Source organism: Janthinobacterium sp. UMAB-60, from assembly GCF_900095235.1.
GTDB lineage: Bacteria > Pseudomonadota > Gammaproteobacteria > Burkholderiales > Burkholderiaceae_D > Janthinobacterium.
In genome coordinates this window covers 50,341-71,437 of record NZ_LT607489.1, presented here as the reverse complement: position 1 = coordinate 71,437, position 21,097 = coordinate 50,341, and the positions used below count along the sequence as shown (strand labels likewise).

Here is a 21,097-nt window from a genome sequence, read left to right as displayed (position 1 = left end):
AAAAATGGCCACCCTGGACAGGTGGCCATTTTTTTCAGTGTCGCACGGGAATCAGGCCGCGGCGCAGCGCGTCACCAGGCTCAGGCTGATGCCCATCTCCGTCAGGTGCTGCATGTCGGCCAGGGTCAGGTCCAGCGGTGCATCGACCGTGTCGTCGCCGTTCAACTCCAGTTGCAGCTCGGCCACGATGCGCGGCATGGTGAAGCTGACGCCGCGCGAACGGCATTCGGCCAGGTAGCTGCGTATGCGCGAGGGCAACACTTGCGCTTTGGTGGCCTGCGCGATGACGACTTCGAAGCCGGAATCGAGATGCACGCGACCCGCCGTGCTCTTCGCCTCGCCCTTGCGCCATTGCCGCTCCGGATCGGTGGGCAAGACTTCGAGAATGGATTTGAGCGTGGGATCGTCCCCATGCACCGACAGCTTCACCATATTCATATTGCAAGACTTTCTAGTCAGGACGCCGCCAGGAAGGCGGCGCGATCATCAGACCGACAAGTCTACGCATGCAAGGCAAATATGTCCATACGGCAATATTTTATATCGAGCACTAATTTGTGCTGCATCAAACAGGCGGAACAAGCTTGTTCCGCCTGCAACACTCCATTACAGGGAGACGCCGCGTGCCTGCAAGGCGGCCCGCACGCCGGCACCGTAGGCGGCATCAGCCTGGTCGAAGTGGGCCAGCTGGCGCTGCAAGGTTTCCGGTCGCACCAGACTCAACGGTCCTGCCAGGTTGTCGAACAGGTTTTGCTGCGCCTGGGTGGACATCAACCGGAACAGATTGCCGGCCTGCGTGTAATCGTCTTCCACGCCGCGTCCATCATAACGGGCCGCGCCGCCGTCGAGCGCCAGCGCCGGTTCACCATGGCCCAGCCCTTGCGGCTGCGTGCCTGCCGCCGCCACGTTGGCGTAATTCTGCGCCGAACTGCCATTGTGGATCGCCATGCCGCCGTCGCGCTGCTGGTTATGGAAGGGGCAGCGGGCCGCATTCACGGGCAGATGCTGGTGGTTGGTGCCGACGCGGTACAGCTGGGCGTCGTGGTAGGCGAACAAGCGGCCTTGCAGCATTTTGTCCGGCGAGTATCCCATGCCCGGCACGGCATTGGCCGGCGAAAACGCCGCCTGCTCGACTTCCGCGTGGTAATTGTCCGGGTTGCGGTTCAGCTCGAAAATACCCACGGGCAGCAGCGGGAAGTCCGCGTGCGGCCACACTTTCGTCAGGTCGAACGGGTTCCAGCCCGTACGCTGCTCCCAAGCATCAAGTTGCTCCTGCGTCGCCACCTGCAGCTTGACTTCCCACTGCGGGAAATCGCCGCGTTCGATGGCGCCGAACAGGTCGCGCTGGGCGTAGTCGGGGTCGGCACCGGCCAGGCGGCCCGCTTCCGCCGCAGGTAAATTTTTGATGCCCTGGCGCGTCTTGAAGTGCCATTTCACGTACACGCGCTGGCCGTCCGCATTGATCAGGCTATACGTGTGGCTGCCGAAGCCATCCATGTGGCGGTAGCCGTCCGGCGTGCCCCGGTCCGAGAACAGCATGGTGACCTGGTGCAAGCTTTCCGGCGCATGGCTCCAGAAGTCGAACATCATCTCGGCCGATTTCAAGTTGCTTTGCGGATCGCGCTTTTGCGTGTGGACAAAGTCAGGAAACTTGATCGGGTCCTTGATGAAGAACATCGGCGTGTTGTTGCCGACCAGGTCCCAGTTGCCCTCTTCCGTATAAAAACGCACGGCGAAGCCGCGCGGGTCGCGTTCCGTATCTGCACTGCCGCGCTCGCCACCGACGGTGGAAAAGCGGGCGAAAGTGGCTGTCTGCTTGCCCACTTCACTGAACAGCCTGGCCTTCGTGTAGCGCGAAATGTCGTGCGTGACGGTAAAGGTGCCGTAGGCGCCCGAGCCTTTCGCGTGCACCACGCGCTCGGGGATGCGCTCGCGGTTGAAATGCTGGAGTTTTTCGATCAGGTGAAAGTCTTGCAGCAGCAGGGGGCCGCGGGGGCCGGCGCTGATGGAGTTCTGGTTGTCGGCGACGGGGATGCCCGAGGCGGTGCTGAATGGCGGCTGTTGACTCATGACTGCTTTTCCTTCGTTGTTGACTGATGGAAGCAGTGTAATGAAGTCAACAACAAAGGAAAAGATAATTGATTTTATCGAATCGATAGATATTTACAATGTACAGCCATGGGCGTCGCACACGCCACCGAGTTGCGCCTGCAACTTCGCCGGCTGGCCCAGATAATCGCCGATATCGATCACGGACAGCTTGCCGCTGCCATCGTCGAGCACGAATGTGGGAAAGCCCTGGCCGCCCACCTGCGCCAGCAAGGCGCGGCTGGCGTCGATGTGCCGCTGCGTGGCGGCACCCGCCTGCCGCGCATACTCGGCCTGGAAGGCGGCGCCATCCATGCCCAGTTCTTGCGCCAGCGCCAGCAGCACGGGCAGGTCGGCGATGCGCAAGCCGTCCACGTAATGGGCGCGCTGCACGCGCTGCAGCATGTCCAGGCCCTTGCCTGCCAGGACTTCCGCCGCCAGGATGGCCGTGATCGGCGGTTCGGAATCCATCATGGCCGTGGTGTCGTTCAGCAAGCCATTGACATAGGCGTCGCCGAAAGGCTGGCCCGACAGTTGCTCGATGCGCCGGTCATGCGGCAGCACATAGCCGCGCCATGCGGGCGTGATCTGGCGGCGATTGCTGCCCGTCATCATGCCGCCGCCGTGGAAGGCCACCGTCAGGCCGGGCACGGCGCGCGCCGCCTCGACCAGCGGCGCGGCGCCGTAGCACCAGCCGCACAGCGGGTCGAAAATGTAGTGCAGTGTGGGCATGGAGACCTCCTTGTTGCCGCTTACCATTTCATTTCACCTTTGGCGACTTTCGCGCTCGTTTCCAGCGCGCCATCGAGGCCCAGCTTCGGATAGCGCATTTTCATGGCCTCGATCAGTGCGGCCGAATTGGCGGCCTTGGCCGTTTCCGCTTCGAACGTCACCAGGTAGTCGCGCGTAAAACCGATGCTGTCGGGCGTCAGGGGCGAACCCACCTTGAAGTGACCGGGCACGACGGTGACGGGTTTCAGCGCGGCGATGCCATCGAGCGTCTTGAGCCAGTCCTGGCGCGATTGCACGCTTTGCGTATCGGCCGTCCAGACGTGCAGGTTGCCAAACAGCACCACGCCGCCGACGACGGCCTTGATCGACGGAATCCACACATAGGTGCGCGATGGCGTCGGGCCGGCGATATCGAGCGACTGGCCTTCCAGCGTGATGCGCTGGCCTTTCAATGCTTCGGGAATGACGATGCGGTGCGGCGCATTGTCTTTCAAAATCGGGCCCCAGTAGGCGACCTTGGCGTCAGCCTTGCGGCGGATCTCGGCCACGGTGTCCGGCGTGGCGACGATTTTTGCCTGTGGGAAAGCTGCCTTGATCACGTCGAGGCCAAAGTAGAAATCGGGATCGCTGTGGCTGATGTACACCGTCGTCAGTTTCTTGCCGCTGGCGCGGATCTTTTCCACCAGCTTTTGCGCTTCGGCGCGCGAAAACTGGGCATCGATCAGCACGGCGTCGTGCTTGCCCGCGACCAATACGGAAGCGACGGGGAAGATGGCCGCTTCGCCTGGGTTGAAGACTTCCAGGGTCAGGGGGGCGCTGGCGGCGGTCGAGGCGGCGCCGGCGGCAAACAGGGTGGAAACAAGAACGCTGCTGATGGATTTGGAGAACATGATGCGCCTTCACAAGATGATTGGGATACATGCATCTTACGTTGCTTCATTCGGTAGAAAAACCCAATAAAATGCAATAGTTTGTTGCATATTTCGATGCAATATACCGAAGGCGGCACGATACGGTGTATTTTTCCAGCAATGACGTGCGCAAAAGCCGCGCCACCTGCGCCTGCGCAGCAGCGTCACAAAACATGTCACAGCGTCATCAGGGTGTCACATTGGATTGCTATCTTGCTAGCTCTTTCAAACCTAGCCGGATGAACCACATGACACGCAGAAAAATTTCCGTCGCTGGCTGCAGCGTCGCCATCACCCTGATGCTGGCCGCTTGCGGCAGTGATGCAAAAAAAGAAGAGGTAGTGGCTGAGGCCCCGCCGAAAAACGTCATTTTCTTCCTCGGCGATGGCATGGGCCTGACCACCATGACGGCCGCGCGCATCTACTCGGTAGGCGAAGAGGGCGCACTGACCATGGACACCTTGCCAGAAACGGCCTTCGTCAAGACCTTCTCGAACGATGCGCAAGTCACCGACAGCGCGCCATCGATGGCCGCCTACATGACGGGCGTCAAGATGAACAATGAAGTCATTTCCATGTCGACCAACACGCTCGCCATCGATCCAGGCAAGGATGTCAACGGCAACAAGCTGGTCAACAAATGCGGCACCGGCAACGGCACGCCCGCCACCACCTTGCTGGAACTGGCCAAGGCCAAGGGCTACGCGGCCGGCGTCGTCAGCACGACGCGCGTGACGCACGCCACGCCGGCGGCTACCTACTCGCACATCTGCCACCGCGACCTGGAAAACGATATCGCCGCAGCGCTCGTGCCAGGCGGCACGGGCTACAACAGCGCCCTGGGCACCACCGGCCTGGAAGTGGTGCTCGGCGGCGGCGCGCAATTCTTTACGCCATTCAAGAACGGCGGCAAGCGTTCCGACGACCGCGACCTGGTGGCCGAGCTGAAAGCGAAGAGCTACACCATCGCCAACAACGCCACCGACTTCAAGGCTGTCGATCCGGCCAAGACGGAGCGCCTGTTCGGCGTGTTCACCTCCAGCCACATGAGCTACGACCTGGACCGCGATGCGGCCAAGGAACCTAGCCTGGCGGAAATGACCACCAAGGCCATGGATGTATTGGCCAAGAACAAGAAGGGCTATTTCCTGATGGTCGAAGGCGGCCGCATCGACCATGCGCTGCACGAAACGACGGCCAAGAAGGCCCTGCAAGACACGGTTGCTTTTGACAACGCCATCAAGGCGGCCATCGAAAAAGCCAAGCTCACCGATCCGACCCTGGCCAATACCCTGATCGTCGTCACGGCCGACCATGACCACACCCTGGTGCTGAACGGCTATGCCAAGCGCACGGGCAAGACGGCTGCCGGCAACCCTGGCGTGCTGGGCGTGGTGAAGAATTACGTCACCGGCGCGGTCGAAAAAGACCTGGACGGCGCACCGTATTCGATCATCGGCTTCGGCAATGGCGAAAAGCGCACGCAATCGAGCCGCGCCACCATGGCCAGCCTCGATGAAACCGTCACCAGCGCCAATGATTACCATCAGGAAGCGGTGATCCGCACCTCGGTCGGCAATGAAACCCACGGCGGCACCGACGTCTTCCTGGGCGCCATCGGCAAGGGTTCGGAAACCTTCCTGGGCACCATCGAGAACACCACAGTATTCGGCCTGGTCAAGACCGCCGGCGGTCTGTAATCCCCAAGAGACAAGAATTGGACAAGCACATGAAACTCGCATTGAAACCCGCCCTGAAACTCTCCTTGCTGACCACGCTCGTGGCCGCCAGCGTCGCCAGCGCCTATGCCGCCGACGCCAAGAACGTCATCTTCTTCCTCGGCGACGGCATGGGCCCTTCCGTCGTGACGGCGGCGCGCATCTTCAAGTACAAGGAAGAGGGCAGCCTGAACATGGACAAGCTGGAACGCACGGCGCGCATCAAGACGTTCTCGCACGATGCGCAAACGACGGACAGCGCCCCATCGATGGCCGCCTACATGACCGGCGTCAAGATGAACAATGAAGTCATCTCGATGGCGCAGGAAACCATCGCCAAGGAACCGGGCCGCGACGCCAACGGCAACCTGGGCGTGGACAACTGCCCGGTTGGCGGCAAGAGCGTGCCGACCATCCTGGAACTGGCGAAAGCCAAGGGCAAGGCCGTGGGCGCCATCACCACCACGGAATTGACGCATGCCACGCCGGCGACGACCTTCTCGCACATCTGCAACCGCAATGCGCAATACGCGATCGCCGCGCAAACGGCGCCGGGCGGCGTCGGCTACAACACGGCCCTGGGCGACGGCGTGGACGTGCTGATGGGTGGCGGACGCAACCACTTCACGCCATGGTCGGCCAGCAACAAGGGCGGCCGCGCCGACGGCCGCAACCTGTTGACGGAATTCGCGGCCAAGGGCTATACCGTGGCCGCGACGAAAGCGGAAATGCTTGCCGCGCCAGCCAACAAGAAGTTCATCGGCCTGTACAGCGCGAAGAGCCACCTCGACTATGAACTGGACCGCACCTCGTCCAAGCCATCGGCCGACGGCGCCAACCAGCCTAGCCTGTCGGAAATGACGCTGAAAGCCATCGACCTGCTGTCGAAAAACAATGCTGGCTACTTCCTGATGGTCGAAGGCGGCCGCATCGACCACGCTTTGCACGGCATCAATGCCAAGCGCGCGCTGGTCGACACCATCGCCTTCGACGACGCCATCAAGGCGGCCATCGACAAGGTCAGGGAAACCGATCCGAAGCTGGAAAATACCCTGATCGTCGTCACGGCCGACCACGACCACACCTTGGCGTTCAACGGCTACGGCAAGCGCGGCAACCCTATCCTCGACATCAACCGCAGCTACAAGGATAACGCGCCAAGCAAGGATGAAGACGGCAATACCTATACCACCCTGGTGTTCGGCAACGGCCCGAACCGCCCTGACCTGCGCACCAACGTCGACAGCGCCACGGCCCTGTCCGACAACTACCTGCAAGAAACAGGCGTGCGCCTGGCCAGCGAAACCCACGGCGGCGGCGACGTCAAGCTGCTGGCCACGGGCGCCGGCGCCAAGGCCTTCAAGGGCACGCTGGACAACACCAAGGTATTTGACTTGCTGAAGGCGGCATTCGGCTTCTGATCTGCATCAACACGGTAACCCCACCGGGGCGGATGGCAGTTTTGCCCTCCGCCCCTCTGCACGTAAAGGCAACACCATGAAATCGACCCTGATCGCCGTCCTCCTGGCCGCCGGCTTTGCCGCCAGCGCGCAAGCCGCTCCTGCAACCCCTTCCGCTCCCGCCGACCTGGACCTGGGCATCACTTATTACAGCCGCGTGCTGACGCCGGAAGGCGTGACGCGCGAAAGCCGCTACGAAGAAAAAATGCTGCGCCGCCCCGGCCACGTGTGGGTCGAGCGCGTGCTGGCGCCCTCGACCGACGCGCATGCCGGCCACAAGCATGGCGAAAATACCAAAGTCGCGCTGAAGGCCACGCAGCATGAGCACAAGCACTTCAATCCCGTGCTGATACCGCGTCACGTGATGCTGGAAAAGAACACCGTGCGCGTGGAATACATCGATGCACACGACAAGATCGTCGTCTCGATTCCCAAGGCCGAGTACGAAAACGTCAATTTCGACGGTTCCTGGGAAAACAGTTTTTATTTGCTGGACCCGAAACTGATCACCGCCATGCCACTGTCGAAACAGGCGTCGAACGTGACGGGCGCGCGCTGGCGCGAAGTGGAAAAGAATGGCGTGTTCCAGCGCATCCTGTGGGATGAGCAAAAACAGATTCCCCTGATCATCGAAAGCGGCGACCGCGCCAACACTTTTTATCGCCGGGTCGACGTCAAGCTGCAGCCGACCGTCAGCAAGGCGCAGCCGTGGGCGAATTTGCAGAATTACGCGCAGCGCGAGTATTCCGACTACCTGGACTAAGCTAGCCTCGGGACGTAAAAAAAGCCAGGGAGCGATCCCTGGCTTTTGTCTGCCTGTCTGGCTGGCGCCCGATTACTCCGCCGCTGCCGCTTTCTTCGCCGGCGCCTTCCTGGCGGCCGGCTTTTTCACGGCCGTGGCTTTCTTCGCTGGCGCCTTTTTGACGGCTGCCGCTTTCTTGACGGCCGTTTTCTTCGCCGGCGCCGCGCCTTCTTCGCCTTCGACCTCGGTCGCTGCCGCCTTGACCTTGGCGCCCGGCTTGGCCTTGCGCTCTTCAAACTCGAAGCTCACCTTGCCATCCTTGCCGCGCACGAGGAAAGCCTTGAACGGGCGACGGGTACGCTGCGACACAAAGCCCGGCAGCAGGTCCGTCTTGCCATCGTTGAGCAGTTTTGCCATTTGTTCCGGCAAGATTTCCTGCTGCAAGATGATGCGGCCGCTGCGGAAATCGCACGTCTTCGGCTTGGCCATGCTGTGTTCGCACACATAGGCCAGGCCCATTTCGTACACGCCGGCATTGCACTTGGGGCAAGGTCCCACGGGCGTCTGGCCCGTGAAATCGACGCCTTCGCCATCTTCGCTCTCGTCGTTCTGGCCGAAATCGAATTCCAGCTTGAAATTCTTGATCTCTTCATCGCGCACGATGCGCAGAATGGCGGCGAACGGACGGCCCATCTTCGAGCGGAAGCCTTGCAGCGGGCCGATGGTGCGGTCCTTCAGCAATTGTTCCACTTCGGCGATTTCGAACTGGCGTGAACCCGGTGTCTTGCTCATCGAAAATTCGCACTTGGTGCAAGCGAAACGACGGTAGTTTTCCTTCACCACGCCGCTGCAATTCGGGCAGGGCGTTTCCAGGGTGGCGTAATCACCGGGAATCGTGTCGTTGTCGTATTCCTTGGCGCGCTTGACGATGATTTGCGTCATCTGCGCGATTTCACGCATGAATTCTTCACGCGAAATCTTGCCTTTTTCCATCTGCGACAGCTTGTATTCCCACTCGCCCGTCAGCTCTGGCGCCGTCAATTCATTGACGCCCAGGCCTTTGAGCAACGTCATCAGCTGCGAGGCCTTGGCCGTCGGGATCAGTTCGCGGCCTTCGCGGATCAGATAGCGTTCCGTCAGCAAGCCCTCGATGGTGGCCGCGCGCGTCGCCGGGGTGCCAAGACCCTTGCCGGCCATCGCATCGCGCAACTCGTCGTCGTCGATCAGCTTGCCGGCGCCTTCCATGGCCGACAGCAAGGTCGCCTCGGTATATCGCGCTGGCGGCTTGGTGACCAGGCCGTTGGCGTTGACGCTTTCCGTCTGTACTTTCTCGCCCTTGGCGACCGGCACCAGGTTGCCGTTGCCATTGCTTTCCTTGTCGGCGTCCGTCGATGCTTCCTTGCCGTAGATGGCCAGCCAGCCCGGATTGGTCATGACCTTGCCTTCAGTCTTGAACTGATGGCCGGACACTTCCGTGTAGCGCGTGGTGACCTGGAATTCGGCAGGCGGGAAGAACACGGCCATGAAGCGGCGCGTGACCAGGTCGTACAATTTTTGTTCCGGCTCGGACAAATTCTTTGGCGCGATCGTCGTCGGGATGATCGCGAAGTGATCCGAGATCTTCGTGTTATCAAAAATACGCTTGTTCGGCTTGACCCAGCCCTTGTCGACGATCTGCTTGGCGAACTGGTGGTAGTTGCTGTTTTCCTTGACCGTTTCCAGCGCCTGCAGCACGGTCGGGATGTAGTCTTCCGGCAGGTGGCGCGAATCGGTACGCGGATACGTCAGCACTTTATGCTTTTCATACAGCGCCTGGGCCAGGCCCAGGGTATTCTTGGCCGAGAAGCCGAAACGCGAGTTCGCTTCGCGCTGCAAGCTGGTCAGGTCGAACAGGCCCGGCGCCATCGAGGTGGTCGGTTTCGATTCTTCCGTGACGATGCCCTGGCGGCCGCGGCAGGCGGTGGCGATCGAGTCGGCAGCCGTCTTGCTCCACAGGCGCTCGGCGCGCTTCTCGGGGTCGTTCTCGTCTTTCTTGAACTTCGTGTCGAGCCAGCGGCCTTCATAGATGCCGGCCGCGCAAACGAATTCGGCGCGCACTTCCCAGAAGTCGCGCGGCACGAATTTTTTGATCTTGTCTTCGCGTTCAACGACGATGGACAGGGTCGGCGTCTGCACGCGGCCCACGGTGGTCAGATAGAAGCCGCCCTCTTTCGAATTAAACGCCGTCATGGCACGCGTGCCATTGATGCCGATCAACCAATCGGCTTCCGAACGGCAGCGGGCCGCATCGGCCAGCGGCAGCATTTCTTCATCGCTGCGCAGGTGCGAGAAACCGTCGCGGATGGCGCCCGGCGTCATCGACTGCAGCCACAGGCGCTTGACCGGTTGCTTGGCTTTCGCGTTTTGCGCGATCAGGCGGAAAATCAGCTCGCCTTCGCGCCCCGCATCGCATGCGTTGATGAGGGTGGTGACGTCTTTACGTTTGATCAGCTTGTTTAATACTTTGAGGCGCGCTTCCGTCTTGGCGATCGGGTTCAGCGCGAAATACGGTGGAATCATCGGCAAGTGCGCGAAACTCCATTTGCCGCGCTTCACGTCGAATTCTTCCGGTACGGCGATCTCCAGCAAGTGGCCGACCGCCGACGACAGGACGTACTCGTCCGATTCAAAGTACTCATCGTGCTTGGTGAAGCCGCCAAGCGTCTTCGCGATATCGTTCGCGACAGAAGGCTTCTCGGCGATGATGAGGGTTTTTGTCATATTTTGTGGTCTCGAAAAATGCTCTAGGATAGTTTCAGCATGCGCATCATACAGTGCATTGCCAGGCACCGACGCTTTTGTCTGCGCAATGCCTTGTGACTTGTGGTCTTGTCAAGCGGCCAATGATAAGCGCCTATTGAAGAATTCGGCAAGTTATCTGCAAGCAAGAATGCGCCAGCGCAAACACAATGGGCTGGCGGGCGCGGTGCCGCCGCATATAAGTAAGGGAGATGGCGCGGCAGCGGCGCCAGGTACGACCGGGGGTGTTTATATACTAGTGCAGCAGGCGCGGCGGGAGATCTTCGTCGTCGACGAATAAATCGTCGAACATCAGCGCGTCCGGTTCCTTGCCCTGGCTCCACAGCAGCATCAGCACGATGACTTTCAGCTTGCCCAGCGACACGGGCGCCTCGTCGAGCGCCAGCGCCCGTTCGATGACGATTTCGCGCTGCAGCGGCGAGAGCACCTTGGCGCTTTCCAGGAACTGGATGAAACCGATGGCGGCCGTGCCCAGCACGTCGCTTTCCTGCTTGACATAGAAGCGCGTGCCCGTGGAGCTGGCCGTCAGGGTTTGCTCGGCGCCCGCCATGGCGTTCAAGTCCGTCAGCCAGACCAGCGCTTCGGAAATCTCCACGTCGTCGAAACCGACGGCCGACAGTTTGCGCGCCAGGACGGCCGGCTCGGGGCAGGCGTCGGGGCGATAGTAAGTCTCGTAGAGGTACACCAGGATATCGAACATGGCTCTACTCTATCAGCTAAGTTCGCTACGACACAAGAGTGCGCGCCGACAAAGCCTCCCTGTGCGGCAAGGCCGCCACACAAGTGACAAGCTGTCATTTGCAGCGTTGAAACAATCCTCCCGGCAAGCGTTCCACCAGGCCCGCCAGCTCCAGCGCCAGCAATTCCCCCATCAGCGTGCCCATGGCCAGGCCGCTGCGCGCGGCCAGGGTATCGGCGTCGACGGGATCGTGGCCCAGCGCGGCCTGCAGCGGCGTCTCGTCTGCCACCGCTGGCGGCACGAGGGGAACGCCGCCCAGCCACTGCAACTCTTGCAGTACGTCATCGGCCGACTCGACCAGCTTGGCGCCCTGCTTGATGAGCGCATGACAGCCCTTGGCCAAAGTCGCATGGATGGAGCCGGGCAAGGCATACACGTCGCGCCCCTGCTCGCCGGCCAGGCGCGCCGTGATCAGGGAGCCCGATTGCGCGGCTGCCTCGATCACCAGCACGCCGCGCGCCAGGCCGCTGATGAGCCGGTTGCGACGCGGAAAGTTCCCCGGCATGGCCGGCAAGCCCAGTGCGTACTCGCTGACGATGCAACCTTGTTCGGCAATTCTTTGTGCCAGATCAAGGTTGCGTCGCGGATATACCAAATCGGCGCCCGTGCCGATCACGGCGACGGTGGCGCCCGCGCCGCGCAAGCCGCCCTCGTGCGCGTGCGTGTCGATGCCCAGCGCCAGCCCGGAAATGATGGTCAAGCCCGCCGCGCTGAGGGCGTGCGCAAAAGCGGCCGCATTCTGCATGCCTTGCGCGCTGGCATTGCGGCTGCCGATGATGGCCACGCCGGGACGCGACAGCAGTTCCGTTCGCCCCCGTACATATAACAATAGCGGCGGATCGGCGATTTCCAGCAACAGCGGCGGATACGCGGCATCGGCCAGGGTCAGCACGGCATTACCGGGCCGCTGCAGCCACTGCAGGGTGAGCGCCAGCTGGCTGTTGGCCACCGGTTTGGGCGCTTGCACGATGGCGCGCGCCACGCTGGTCGGCACCACCTCGCGCAAGGCATCGAATGATGCGGCGAAAATGGCCGGCGGCAAGCCGAAGCGGGTCAGCAAGGCGCGCGCCGCCACCGGCCCCACGCCGGGCAGATGCTGCAGGCGCAGCCAACCCGCCAGTTCCGTGGCCGTGTCCGCCGTTGTGGCAAGTGCATGCATGACAACCTCGCTGTGTACTGTGCCCTCCCATGCTAGCGCCCTGGCAGGCACGCGATACCGACGCGCGCAACAATGCGCGCAATGGCGCCGCAAAACGGCCCCGCATCCACAGCGTCATGGGCGTCTGTGATAAAATTTCCCTTTGCAGCAAACGAATAGCGCACTGGCAAACGCATCTGCCGCGCCGTTGCGCCATACGCGCCCCACCGTAGCGCATTCAAATAAAATAGCCCTGCCATCGTCCGCATGGCCCAGGCATGAATAATCAGGCGCACCGGCGCCCACCTTAACCAGTCGAATCCGTATGTCCATATTAAATATCCTGCGTTACCCCGATCCTCGCCTGCACACGATCGCCAAGCCCGTCACCGAATTTGGCGAGCGCCTGCAAACCCTGATCGACGACATGGCCGAAACCATGTACGACGCCCCCGGCGTCGGCCTGGCCGCGTCGCAAGTGGACGCGCATATCCAGATGATGGTGATCGACATCACCGAAGAGAAAAACCAGCTGCAAGTATTCATCAACCCGGAGATCACCTGGGCCAGCGAAGAAAAGCAGGTCTACGACGAAGGTTGTTTGTCCGTGCCCGGCGTCTACGATGGCGTCGAGCGTCCGGCCCGCATCAAGGTGCGCGCCCTGGACCGCCACGGCAAGCAGTTCGAGCTGGAAGCCGATGGCTTGCTGGCCGTCTGCATCCAGCATGAGATGGATCATTTGCTGGGCAAGGTATTCGTCGAATACCTGTCGCCGCTCAAGCGCAACCGCATCAAGGCCAAGATGATCAAGGAAGTCCGTGGTCTCGAGCGCGAAGCGAGCCTGCGCGCTCAGAACCGCCGCTTCTAAGCCACTGCTGGTAGACTAAGCAGCAACAGTCGTCGTTACACCATGCCAGCCTGGCGCCTCCGGCGCGGGCCTGCGCACCTCACGTCAAGGAACCATATGAAAGTGATCTTCGCAGGCACGCCTGAATTCGCCGCCACGGCCCTGAAAGACTTGCACGAAGCGGGCTTCGACATTCCGCTGGTGCTGACCCAGCCCGACCGCCCGGCCGGACGCGGCATGCAACTGCACGCCTCGGCCGTCAAGCAATACGCGCAGGAACACGGCATCGAAGTGCTGCAGCCCTTGTCCCTGCGCATGGACAGCAAGGACCCGCAGCGCGCCGCCGAGGCAAAGGCGGCCCACGAGCGCCTGCTGGCCACCGATTACGACGTGATGGTAGTGGCGGCCTATGGCTTGATCTTGCCGCGCAGCACGCTCGATATCAAACCCTGCATCAATATCCACGGTTCATTGCTGCCGCGCTGGCGCGGTGCGGCGCCCATCCACCGCGCCATCGAGGCCGGCGACGATGAAACGGGCGTGACCATCATGCAAATGGAAGAAGGCCTCGATACAGGCCCCATGCTGGCCATCGAGCGCACGCCCATCGAAGCGGGCGACTCCACCGCCAGCCTGCACGACAAGCTGGCCATGCTGGGCGGCAAGATGATCGTCGAGACCTTGCGCAAGATGCAGCAGCAGCCGCTGGAAGCCGTGCCGCAGCCGGAAGCGGGCGTCACCTATGCGGCAAAGATCGCCAAGGACGAGGCGGCGCTCGATTTCAGCCAGCCCGCGCTGGAACTGGGCCTGAAAATCCGCGCCTTCAATCCGTTTCCCGGCGCCTGCGGCCAGGTCGATGGCGTGACCATCAAGATCTGGGCCGCCGAGGTACTCGAAGCGGACAGCAAGGAAGCGCCGGGCCAGGTGCTGGCGGCCGACGCCCAGCTCGGCATCGTCGTGGCCTGCGGCAATGGCTCGCTGCGCCTGACGGAACTGCAAAAGCCGGGCGGCAAGCGCCTGCCCGCGGCCGAATTCATCAAGGGCTTCCCGCTCGAAGGCAAACGCTTCGTTTAAGAACCTGGCGCCATAAAAAAAAGGGCTTGCCGCGGCAAGCCCTTTTTACGTCCAGCCACGGCCTTAGCGGCGCTGCACCTTCATCAACCGTCCACCCACGGACGACGACAGGCTGACCTCAAAGCGGCCACCGGCCGGCAAGGCGCTGACGTCGACGCTGGCATTTCCACCCGTCAAGCCGCTGGCGACCACCGTCTTGCGGCCATCGGCGGCCACGTGCAGCACGGCGGCGTACGGTTCCGCCTGGGCATCCCAGACCAGCGCCAGCTTGCCAGCGCTTTGCGCTGCCTCAAAGCTGCCATCGTTGGCGGCCTTGCTGTGGCGCGCCGAACGCTCCAGCCGGGGCAATGGCTTACCATTTGACAATACTTCCACGTCGCTGATATCGCCCGGGTTGGCGAAACTGACGCGGAAGTGGCGCATGGCGCTGCCGCCATGGTCGGCCACGGTGACCGCGTCGAAGGGCAAGTCGATAGTCGTTCCCGATGCCGTCAAAACCCGCAGCGTGTACGCCTGGCCGCTGCCGCTGGCCGCTGCGCCCACACGCGTGGACGAGGCAATGGCGGGACGCAGCCCCACGCCGGCCGGCGTGATGCGGCCGGAAATGGTCAGGTAGCCATTTTCGGCCACGGACATGCTGGCGGCCAGCACATTGCTGCCCGTTATTTGCGTGCTGCGTTTTTCCAGGAATTGCTGCACCCGCGCATAACTGTAGTCGGAGAACCAGGCGCCGCTGCAATAGCTCATCACGTCCTTCATCGGCGTGCCGCCATTGACTGCCTTGCTCAGCTGGCCGATGTTGCCCGCATAGTCGCTGTTGTACAGCGGTTGCGGGCCCAATTCACCATTTGCATACGGGTAATCGGCAGCGGCACCAGCCGGGCTACCGCAGGGAACGTGCTGCAGCGAGTGATTGTGGCCCAGTTCATGTACGAGCGTGGTCAGCCATTCAGGCCAGCCATTGCCGAAGGGATCGAACGCCGCGCTGGTATCGAACCTGGCGTCCAGGCCGATGGCCGAGGTGCTGTCGCTGCCGCTGCTGCGGCCGTTGATATAGGCCAGGCCCGCGGCGCGGGTGACAGACATTTTCGGTACGAAACCATAATAATAGGCGCCGCTGTCTTCCTGCACCCGCTTGCTTTCCAGCTCTCCCAGGGCGTTGCTCCACCAGCTGTCGGCCGTGCTGCTGCCAGGCATGCTCAGCGCAGTGCGCGTGGTGATGCTGATGTTTTCCGTCGCATACGGATAGACGCGCAGCAGCGCCGCGCGGATATCCTTGACGTCAGGCAATTGTGCCACGCCATCATCGGTACTCAAGGGCACGAGTACCAGGCGGATGCGCGCCGCGCTGGAAACGGCAGGCGCCGCTTCCTGGCTCACTTGCACGCCGTCATTGCCCACGGCCGTCACGCGCACGCGCACGCCGGGCAAGATCCAGCCTGCAGGCAGGACGGCACTGAAATTGCCGTTGAAACTGTAATCGCTTTTCGCCGTCGGCAAGACCTGGGGACCGCTCATGCTGATGCTGCCCAGGTTGCTGCCATTGGCGGCGGTCGCAATCAAGGTCACGGCGGGGCTGGCCTGGCCCGCTTGCAAGGCCAGCACGGACACGCGCACGGCGGCCTGCTTGCCGCGCGTCAGGTGCAAGGCCGTATTGCTGGCGTTCAGGTTCAGTACCTGCGCGAAATCAATGCTGCCCAGGGTAAAGGCCGACACCGTACCCGCATTGACGGCGATGCGCGCAGCGGCTGACAGCATCACATCGCCCGTTGCCGAGCCTGGTGCAGACAATACCAGCTGGCTGGCACTGGCGCTGACGATCACGGCTGGCGTTTTGCCCACCGACGCCGAACTGACCTGGTCAAGATTGCTGCCCTGCAGCGTCACCGACAAGGTCCCGCTGTTGACGGCGGACGTGATCGACGTCACGACCACGCTCGCCAAGACCTTGTACGCATCGCTGCTGATGGCATCGTTGTATGGACCGCGCACCGTCAGTGCCCCCGTTGCCGCACCCAGGGGCACCACCACGGTCACGCTGCCGGACGTCTGGCTTTGCGGCGTCGTCGCCGCACCATTGCCAAACTGCACCGCCGTCACGGCGCCCATGCCGCCGCCCGTGATCGTCACGCTGGAACCGACGCCGCCCGTCGCTGGTGCGATGCTGCCCACGCTCAATGGCAGGTACACATTGACGTTATAGCTGGTGGCCGCCGTGCCGCTGGCGCTGACCAGGCTCAAGGCGCCCGATACGGGCACGCCCGGCATGGCCAGAGTCGCGCTGGTGTCGCTGGCGGCGCTGGTGGCAAGCGTCACGCCGCCCACCTGGAAGGCCGTCACGCGGCTCAAATTCGTGCCCGTGACCACCAGGCTGCCACCGACGGCGACATTCGCCGCCGAGACGGCCGTCACGGCAGGAATCACGACGGGATTGCCCGAGGTGGTCGTCACCACCGTGTCGCCACCACCACCGCCGCCGCAGGCGGACAGACCCAACATGACAAACAATGCAACTAGCAAATGGTTTTTCATGGCTGGCAACCATGCTGATGCAGCGCGATGCAGGGGAGGACACGAGAGAAATGTGACATATTGGTGACTTTTGGTGAGAATTTACTTTCGAGGAACCAATATTATCGGTTAATTCGATTCCTAAAGACAACTATTGCTGCTTTTGATTCATTAAAAACAGGCTGATATGGCACAAATAATGTAAAAATTTTTCCACAGCCTGGTCGACATCCATTTCTGCCAATTTTGGTGGAAGAATTAACGTTTTGAGCAAGATTTTCAGGAATGGCATTTTCAGAAACAGGTGCGGCGCAAGGCGATGTGTTGCAAGAAAGCTTGCCGTGGGGCGAACGGCCGCTTTTGCTTAAAACCAAAGCAGCCTGATGCCGTATAATTTTAGACCCGGTGAAATCAGGCGATTGCCACCTTCTGCCTGCCCTACCCGGCCGGCACTCTCCGTCAGCGGATCCTGCTGACCCGCAACCGCCCCGTACCTGTCTTGTCGCCGCGCCGCCGCCCGTTTGCCTATTGAAAGCATGAAATGAACGATACCGTGATCCCCGCCATGTCCCCGACCGAAGCCACCTTGCGCGCCATTCTGGCGCAGCGGATCATGATCCTCGACGGCGCCATGGGCACGATCATCCAGCAATACAAGCTCGACGAAGAAGCGTACCGTGGCGGCCCCGCCGGCCGCTTCATCGATTTCGCCGCGCCGGCCGACAGTGGCGCGCGCGAACTGTTCGTTAAAGGCAACAATGAGCTGCTCACGCTCACCCAGCCGCACATCATTCAGGAAATCCACGAGCGCTACCTGGCGGCCGGCGCCGACCTGATCGAAACGAATACCTTCGGCGCCACGACGATCGCGCAAGACGATTACCACATGGCCCACCTGGCCTATGAAATGAACGTGCAGGCGGCAAAACTGGCGCGCGCCGCCTGCGACAAGTATTCCACCCCGGACAAACCGCGCTTCGTCGCCGGCGCCCTGGGCCCCACGCCGAAGACGGCATCGATCTCGCCCGACGTGAACGACCCGGCCGCGCGCAACGTCAGTTTCGACCAGCTGGTGGCCGCTTACCTGCAGCAGACGCAGGGCCTGGTGGAAGGGGGCGCCGATGTGCTGCTGGTGGAAACCATTTTCGATACCTTGAACTGCAAGGCGGCCCTGTTCGCCATCGACCTGTTCTACGAGCAAAATCCGACCGTCGTGCGCCTGCCGCTGATGATTTCCGGCACCGTCACGGACGCCTCGGGACGCATTTTGTCGGGCCAGACCGTGCCCGCCTTCTGGAATTCCGTGCGCCACGCGAAACCGCTGACCATCGGCCTGAACTGCGCGCTGGGCGCCGCCCTGATGCGCCCGTACGCGGAAGAACTGGCCAGGATCGCCGACACCTTTGTCTGCATCTACCCGAACGCGGGCTTGCCCAACCCCATGAGCGACACGGGCTTTGACGAGTTGCCAGCCGACACGTCCGCCCTGCTGCGCGAATTTGCCGACGCGGGCTTTTTGAACATGGCGGGCGGCTGCTGCGGCACCACGCCCGAGCACATCGCCGCCATCGGCGAGTTGCTGTCAAAAAATACGCCGCGCACCGTGCCGGCCCCGTCGCACGACTTGCGCCTGGCCGGCCTGGAGCCGTTCGTCGTCAACGACGAGTCGCTGTTCGTCAACGTGGGCGAGCGCACCAACGTCACGGGCTCGAAAGCGTTCGCGCGCATGATTCTCAACGAGCAATACGACGAGGCGCTGTCCGTGGCGCGCCAGCAAGTGGAAAACGGCGCGCAAGTGATCGACATCAACATGGATGAAGCGATGCTCGACTCGCTGGCCGCCATGACGCGCTTTTTGAACCTGATCGCCTCGGAACCCGATATTTCGCGCGTGCCCATCATGGTCGACTCGTCGAAATGGTCGGTCATCGAGGCGGGCCTGAAATGCGTGCAGGGCAAGGCCATCGTCAATTCCATTTCCATGAAGGAAGGCGAGGCGGAATTCCTGCGCCAGGCGAAACTGTGCCGCCGCTATGGCGCCGCCGTGATCGTCATGGCCTTCGATGAAAAGGGGCAAGCCGACACCTTCGAGCGCAAGATCGAGATTTGCGCCCGCGCATACCATTTATTGATCGATGCGCTGGACTTCCCGCCGGAAGACATCATTTTCGACCCGAACATCTTTGCCGTGGCCACCGGCATCGAAGAGCACAACAACTACGCCGTCGACTTCATCAATGCCACGCGCTGGATCAAGGAAAACCTGCCGTACGCAAAGATCTCGGGCGGCGTGTCGAACGTGTCGTTCAGTTTCCGTGGCAACGATCCAGCCCGCGAAGCCATCCATACCGTCTTCCTGTACCACGCCATCAAGGCCGGCATGACCATGGGCATCGTCAACGCGGGCATGGTGGGCGTGTACGACAACCTCGACCCGGAATTGCGCGAGCGCGTGGAAGACGTGGTGCTGAATCGCCGCGAAGACTCGACCGAGCGCATGATCGAGATCGCCGGCACCCTGAAGGCGGGCGGCAAGGCCGAGGCGCAAACCCTGGCCTGGCGCGAAGGCACCGTACAGGCACGCCTGTCGCATGCGCTGGTGCATGGCATCACGCAATTCATCGTGGAAGACACGGAAGAAGCGCGCCAGGAGCTGCTGCACAATGGCGGGCGTCCCATCCACGTGATCGAGGGCCCGCTGATGGCCGGCATGGACGTGGTGGGCGACCTGTTTGGCCAAGGTAAAATGTTCCTGCCGCAAGTGGTGAAATCGGCGCGCGTGATGAAGCAGGCCGTGGCCCATCTGATTCCATTCATCGAGGAAGAAAAGCTGCTGGAAGAAAAGCGCACGGGCATCGTCGCCAAGCCGAAGGGCAAGATCATCATGGCGACCGTCAAGGGCGACGTGCATGACATCGGCAAGAATATCGTCACGGTAGTCTTGCAATGCAATAACTTCGAAGTGGTGAACATGGGCGTGATGGTGCCGTGCTCGGAAATCCTCGCCCGCGCCAAGGTGGAAAACGCGGACATCATCGGCTTGTCCGGCCTGATCACGCCGTCGCTGGAAGAAATGGCGTATGTCGCCAAGGAAATGCAGCGCGACGAGCATTTCCGCATGCTGAAGATTCCCCTGCTGATCGGCGGCGCCACCACCAGCCGCGCCCACACGGCCGTGAAAATCGCGCACAACTACGAAGGCCCCGTGATCTACGTGCCGGACGCCTCGCGTTCCGTGTCCGTGGCGCAATCGTTACTGACGCCGGAACAGCGCGACAAGTATGTGCAAGACATCGAACTCGACTACGCGCGCATCCGCGAACAGCACGCCAACAAGAAGGCGCTGCCCATCCTGCCGCTGGCGCAGGCGCGCGCCAACAAGATGATCGTGGCCTTCGACGGCGCCTGCACGCCCGTGAAACCGAAGTTCATCGGCCGCCGCGTGTTTAAAAATGTCGACCTGGCCACCCTGGCCAATTACATCGACTGGGGCCCGTTCTTCCAGACCTGGGACCTGGCCGGCCCCTTCCCCGCCATTTTGACGGATGAAGTGGTGGGCGACGCGGCCACCAAGGTCTATGCGGAAGGCCAGGCCCTGCTGAAAAAACTCATCGACGGGCGCTGGCTGACGGCCAACGGCGTCGTGTCCCTGCTGCCGGCGAACAGCGTCAATGACGACGATATCGAGGTGTACACGGACGATACGCGCAGTAGCGTGGCGTTCACGTATTACGGCATGCGCCAGCAAGGCGTCAAACCCGTGGTCGACGGCGTGCAACGGCCGAACCAGTGCCTGGCCGACTTCATTGCACCGAAGGCATCGGGCGTGAACGATTACATCGGCATGTTCGCCGTCACGTCCGGCCTGGGCATCGAAAAGTACGAAAAGCGCTTCGAGGATGCACACGACGATTACTCGTCCATCATGTTGAAGTCCTTGGCGGACCGCCTGGCCGAGGCATTTGCCGAATACCTGCACGAGCGCGTGCGCAAGGATTTGTGGGGCTATGTGCCGGACGAGAAGCTGAGCAATGACGACATGATCGGCGAAAAATATGTCGGCATCCGCCCCGCGCCCGGCTACCCGGCCTGCCCCGAGCACACGGTCAAGAAAGAAATGTTCGAGGTCATGCAGGCCGAGGACATCGGCATGCAGCTGACGGAATCGTATGCCATGTTCCCCGGCGCGGCCGTCTCCGGCTTCTATTTTGCCCACCCGGAGTCGAAATACTTCGTCGTCGGCAAGATCGGCATGGACCAGGTGGAAGACATGGCCAAGCGCCGCGGCGCCAGCATCGAGGACGTGGAACGCTGGCTGGCGCCGAATCTGTCGTAATG

Annotated in this window: 14 protein-coding genes; 6 read left to right on the top strand and 8 right to left on the bottom strand. The window is 61.9% G+C overall.

The genetic code is table 11. The features are described from left to right. Nucleotides 1-51: 51 nt before the first annotated feature. From K0F86_RS14230 to K0F86_RS14215, 4 genes are all read right to left on the bottom strand, one after another. On the bottom strand, nt 52-438 hold the full coding sequence (locus tag K0F86_RS14230) for a hypothetical protein (RefSeq protein ID WP_219134974.1): 387 nt from the start codon (nt 436-438) through the stop codon (nt 52-54). A 168-nt stretch (nt 439-606) separates the two neighbouring features. Continuing rightward, complete coding sequence (locus tag K0F86_RS14225) at nt 607-2,070, bottom strand: catalase (RefSeq protein ID WP_219134973.1); 1,464 nt, start codon at nt 2,068-2,070, stop codon at nt 607-609. A gap of 93 nt (nt 2,071-2,163) precedes the next feature. Continuing rightward, nucleotides 2,164-2,820 carry a DsbA family protein gene (locus tag K0F86_RS14220; RefSeq protein ID WP_219134972.1) on the bottom strand — a complete coding sequence of 219 codons (657 nt, stop codon included), beginning with the start codon at nt 2,818-2,820 and terminating at the stop codon, nt 2,164-2,166. A gap of 20 nt (nt 2,821-2,840) precedes the next feature. Then, nucleotides 2,841-3,710 (bottom strand): MBL fold metallo-hydrolase, encoded by an 870-nt coding sequence (locus tag K0F86_RS14215; RefSeq protein WP_219134971.1) that lies wholly within the window; start codon nt 3,708-3,710, stop codon nt 2,841-2,843. 269 nt (nt 3,711-3,979) lie between these two features. On the opposite strand from K0F86_RS14215, the gene K0F86_RS14210 reads away from it, so the two are divergent. The 3 genes from K0F86_RS14210 (at nt 3,980) to K0F86_RS14200 (ending at nt 7,672) form a co-directional block, all read left to right on the top strand. Next, complete coding sequence (locus tag K0F86_RS14210; protein ID WP_219134970.1) at nt 3,980-5,431, top strand: alkaline phosphatase; 1,452 nt, start codon at nt 3,980-3,982, stop codon at nt 5,429-5,431. Nucleotides 5,432-5,460: 29 nt separating this feature from the next. Continuing rightward, nucleotides 5,461-6,870: an alkaline phosphatase gene (locus K0F86_RS14205; RefSeq protein WP_219134969.1), complete on the top strand. Its 1,410-nt coding sequence runs from the start codon at nt 5,461-5,463 to the stop codon at nt 6,868-6,870. Nucleotides 6,871-6,946: 76 nt separating this feature from the next. Further along, a complete protein-coding gene (locus K0F86_RS14200) occupies nt 6,947-7,672 on the top strand; it encodes a hypothetical protein (protein WP_219134968.1) in 726 nt (241 codons plus the stop codon). Between the two features lie 72 nt (nt 7,673-7,744). On the opposite strand, the gene K0F86_RS14195 is transcribed toward K0F86_RS14200, so the two are convergent. The 3 genes from K0F86_RS14195 to dprA form a co-directional block, all read right to left on the bottom strand. Beyond that, a complete protein-coding gene (locus K0F86_RS14195) occupies nt 7,745-10,411 on the bottom strand; it encodes a DNA topoisomerase III (RefSeq protein WP_219134967.1) in 2,667 nt (888 codons plus the stop codon). A gap of 274 nt (nt 10,412-10,685) precedes the next feature. Beyond that, complete coding sequence (locus K0F86_RS14190; RefSeq protein WP_219134966.1) at nt 10,686-11,150, bottom strand: DUF494 family protein; 465 nt, start codon at nt 11,148-11,150, stop codon at nt 10,686-10,688. A 94-nt stretch (nt 11,151-11,244) separates the two neighbouring features. Further along, nucleotides 11,245-12,348, bottom strand: a complete 1,104-nt coding sequence (gene dprA / locus K0F86_RS14185; RefSeq protein ID WP_219134965.1) for a DNA-processing protein DprA — start codon at nt 12,346-12,348, stop codon at nt 11,245-11,247. 304 nt (nt 12,349-12,652) lie between these two features. Between dprA and def the strand changes: the two genes are divergently transcribed. Further along, on the top strand, nt 12,653-13,195 hold the full coding sequence (def, locus tag K0F86_RS14180) for a peptide deformylase (protein WP_219134964.1): 543 nt from the start codon (nt 12,653-12,655) through the stop codon (nt 13,193-13,195). Nucleotides 13,196-13,291: 96 nt separating this feature from the next. Beyond that, nucleotides 13,292-14,248 carry a methionyl-tRNA formyltransferase gene (gene fmt / locus K0F86_RS14175; RefSeq protein ID WP_219134963.1) on the top strand — a complete coding sequence of 319 codons (957 nt, stop codon included), beginning with the start codon at nt 13,292-13,294 and terminating at the stop codon, nt 14,246-14,248. A gap of 63 nt (nt 14,249-14,311) precedes the next feature. Here the strand turns inward: fmt and K0F86_RS14170 are convergent, their stop codons facing one another. Further along, entirely contained in the window at nt 14,312-16,747 is a 2,436-nt protein-coding gene (locus tag K0F86_RS14170; protein WP_219134962.1) for an IPT/TIG domain-containing protein, read from the bottom strand. Between the two features lie 553 nt (nt 16,748-17,300). Between K0F86_RS14170 and metH the strand changes: the two genes are divergently transcribed. Then, nucleotides 17,301-21,095, top strand: coding sequence for a methionine synthase (gene metH / locus K0F86_RS14165; protein ID WP_219134961.1), 3,795 nt, complete (start codon nt 17,301-17,303; stop codon nt 21,093-21,095). Nucleotides 21,096-21,097: the final 2 nt, after the last annotated feature.

Bases quoted from the DNA above. Each gene is read 5' to 3' on its own strand.
- K0F86_RS14170 (WP_219134962.1), bottom strand. From the start codon at position 16,747: ATGTTGGGTCTGTCCGCCTGCGGCGGCGGTGGTGGTGGCGACACGGTG.
- def (WP_219134964.1), top strand. From the start codon at position 12,653: ATGTCCATATTAAATATCCTGCGTTACCCCGATCCTCGCCTGCACACG.
- fmt (WP_219134963.1), top strand. From the start codon at position 13,292: ATGAAAGTGATCTTCGCAGGCACGCCTGAATTCGCCGCCACGGCCCTG.
- K0F86_RS14230 (WP_219134974.1), bottom strand. From the start codon at position 438: ATGAATATGGTGAAGCTGTCGGTGCATGGGGACGATCCCACGCTCAAA.
- K0F86_RS14205 (WP_219134969.1), top strand. From the start codon at position 5,461: ATGAAACTCGCATTGAAACCCGCCCTGAAACTCTCCTTGCTGACCACG.
- K0F86_RS14190 (WP_219134966.1), bottom strand. From the start codon at position 11,150: ATGTTCGATATCCTGGTGTACCTCTACGAGACTTACTATCGCCCCGAC.
- K0F86_RS14225 (WP_219134973.1), bottom strand. From the start codon at position 2,070: ATGAGTCAACAGCCGCCATTCAGCACCGCCTCGGGCATCCCCGTCGCC.
- K0F86_RS14210 (WP_219134970.1), top strand. From the start codon at position 3,980: ATGACACGCAGAAAAATTTCCGTCGCTGGCTGCAGCGTCGCCATCACC.
- metH (WP_219134961.1), top strand. From the start codon at position 17,301: ATGAACGATACCGTGATCCCCGCCATGTCCCCGACCGAAGCCACCTTG.
- K0F86_RS14195 (WP_219134967.1), bottom strand. From the start codon at position 10,411: ATGACAAAAACCCTCATCATCGCCGAGAAGCCTTCTGTCGCGAACGAT.
- K0F86_RS14215 (WP_219134971.1), bottom strand. From the start codon at position 3,710: ATGTTCTCCAAATCCATCAGCAGCGTTCTTGTTTCCACCCTGTTTGCC.
- K0F86_RS14220 (WP_219134972.1), bottom strand. From the start codon at position 2,820: ATGCCCACACTGCACTACATTTTCGACCCGCTGTGCGGCTGGTGCTAC.
- dprA (WP_219134965.1), bottom strand. From the start codon at position 12,348: ATGCATGCACTTGCCACAACGGCGGACACGGCCACGGAACTGGCGGGT.
- K0F86_RS14200 (WP_219134968.1), top strand. From the start codon at position 6,947: ATGAAATCGACCCTGATCGCCGTCCTCCTGGCCGCCGGCTTTGCCGCC.